Origin of the sequence: Streptomyces sp. NPDC059828 (genome assembly GCF_042731955.1) — a bacterium.
GTDB lineage: Bacteria > Actinomycetota > Actinomycetes > Streptomycetales > Streptomycetaceae > Streptomyces.
In genome coordinates this window covers 1-2,218 of record NZ_JBHWIW010000103.1, presented here as the reverse complement: position 1 = coordinate 2,218, position 2,218 = coordinate 1, and the positions used below count along the sequence as shown (strand labels likewise).

General features: G+C 69.2%; 3 protein-coding genes. All 3 read right to left on the bottom strand.

Annotation, left to right across the window (positions count from 1 at the left end; translation table 11 throughout):
• Positions 1 to 149: 149 nt before the first annotated feature.
• A complete protein-coding gene (locus ACFV6V_RS31045) occupies positions 150 to 746 on the bottom strand; it encodes a hypothetical protein (RefSeq protein WP_385571178.1) in 597 nt (198 codons plus the stop codon).
• A gap of 143 nt (positions 747 to 889) precedes the next feature.
• Positions 890 to 1,255 (bottom strand): hypothetical protein, encoded by a 366-nt coding sequence (locus ACFV6V_RS31040; RefSeq protein ID WP_385571177.1) that lies wholly within the window; start codon positions 1,253 to 1,255, stop codon positions 890 to 892.
• A gap of 62 nt (positions 1,256 to 1,317) precedes the next feature.
• Positions 1,318 to 2,118, bottom strand: coding sequence for a hypothetical protein (locus ACFV6V_RS31035; protein ID WP_385571176.1), 801 nt, complete (start codon positions 2,116 to 2,118; stop codon positions 1,318 to 1,320).
• Between the last annotated feature and the right edge of the window lie 100 nt (positions 2,119 to 2,218).

Sequence of the window (2,218 nt, the reverse complement as noted above, 5' to 3'; positions counted from 1 at the left end):
GCCGACGGCACCGGCCGACGAAGGAGGCCGGGGCCGGCGAGCACGCACCGGGCCACCAACACCGCCACGCCGCCAGGCGTGTCCGCTACCGCCGCGACGACGCCGCCCCGCCCCGGCCGGCTCGACCGGGGCGGGGCGGGGCGAGCGGCTTACGCGTGGGCATCCTCCGCGGTGAGCATCGCGTACAACCCGCGAGCCACCTTGCGGACGTCGACCGCACGGAGAGTCAATTCCGTCGCCTCGCACCTCTCGTTGAGCTCCAGAACGTCCGCGTACTGCGCCCTGTACGACTGGCCCATGTACGAGCCAGGCAGTGCGTTGCGCCAGTCTTCAGCACCCCTCCACCTCCCACGGTCCTCGTGAAACCACAGACGGTCGACGGCCTCGGTGACGAACTCGCCCCACACCTGCGGAGGTACCCCTGACGCCTCGATCTCCGCCGTCGCCCCATCGCTGGCGATCACGATGCGCCACCTGCCGAACTGCTCGTTGGCCGCTGTCAGGATCGACCCGGTCCGGCCGAACTCCAGCTCTGCCCACACCGTGCGCATCAGTTCAGATCCGCGCTCGACTGCTGCCCGCTGAGCCTCCTGGTGTGCAGCGATCGCGGCCTCGCAGGCTGCGCGGTCGACCCCCGTCGAGGCTTCGCCGGTGTCAGCCACCGGGGCGACGGTCCGGCCCACAACCTGGCCAAGGTGGCGAGAAATCCGGATGTACCAGGGCTTCTTGCCATGTCGGGTCTGCATATTCTCTCCTCGGGAGCGGGCTCCCTGGTTGAAGGTTTGGGGCTGATGCCGGGAGGAACTGCCACCCCTCCCGACATCACTAATTATGCCTTATTTTGGAGTCGAGCTCTACCCGGAACAGCCTTCCGGGCAAGTGATGCGCATCACACACTGGTGGCGATGCCGGACCCCGGCGCGGCCCTCTCCAACAGCTCGTTGCGGCGCTTGTCGCAGTCCTCGGGGCTCCACCCCTCGACGTAGACGCCGGACCTGTGAACGGGGTACTCCAGCCGGGGATGGATGCTGTCCACGGTCCACGGGAAATCGTCGTGACGGAAGTACACGCGGTGCTGGTCCCATGCCGTGCCGCCAGGCACGCGGCTGCACCACATCTTTCCGACTCGGACACCGGCCTGGTGCTCGTACTGGTACAGGCGGTCACCGGGCTGCACGTCGGCCCCCTTCACCTTGATGACCTTCAGGCGCGGGATCAGCCGGTACACCTCGGTCTCGTCTGCTGCGGTCCTCATCGTGGTCTCCTCTTGTCGAAGGTGCGGGGCCCGCCGTGGCGGGCCCGGCGGGCGGGGTGGTGTCAGGACCCGAACACCGTGTCGATGGCGTTCAGGAAGTGGAACGCGCACGCCCGGCGACGGGCGGGGCGGCGGTCGGCGGGGTCCCGCTTGATCCACGGGTCCGCCTCGATCGCGACGGGGGCGGGCTGAGTGCAGCGGGGGTGGTCGCAGCGGCCCGGCCGTCCGGCCTTGGCCAGGTCGATGACCCGGTACGGATCGGCCAGCGTGACGTCGAATCCGAACGCGCTGCTGCGGGTCGCTGCTTCGTACGCGGCGCGCTTCGCGGCCTCGGCGCGGGCCTTCTCCGCTGCGGCGGCCTCCTGGGCGGCGATGGCTTCCGCCAGCATCTCGGCGGACGGGGAGGGGCTGCCCGCCACGGTGTGGGCCTTCAGGACTTCCCTGCGGCGGCTGGCCAGCGTGTCGTCGTCCTCCCAGGGCTCACGGACGGGCAGCACGCGACCGTGCATCCAGTTCCACCGGTCGACCATGCAGTTCAAAGCGATCTGCGGGGTGCGGACCTCGGCGACGAACTCCAGGTCGTGCAGAACGACGTCGTCCCACCACTCGGCGTGCGTCCGGCGGCCGTCACTGAAGAAGGCTCCGAGAAAGGCGTCCGTGTCGGCGAAGTAGACGTTGGCGGCCACGATGTCGCCGTGGTAGCCGTCTTCCTGGAGAGCTTCCACCAACCAGCCGTAGTGCCGGAGTTCGGCGGCGTGCATCGGGACCACGGTCAGGGGGACGTCCCGGCCCTCCGCGACCCGGGGGCCGTTGCGGTGGAAGGAGACGACTCCGCCGGTGCGGTAGAGGGTGCTGGTGGTCACGTGGCCTCCCTGGTGTTGAAGGTTCGGGCCTGTCGTCCGGGGCTGCCATCCCCTTCCGACATCACTAATTCTGCCTTATTCGAGTGCCTGAGTCCACCTG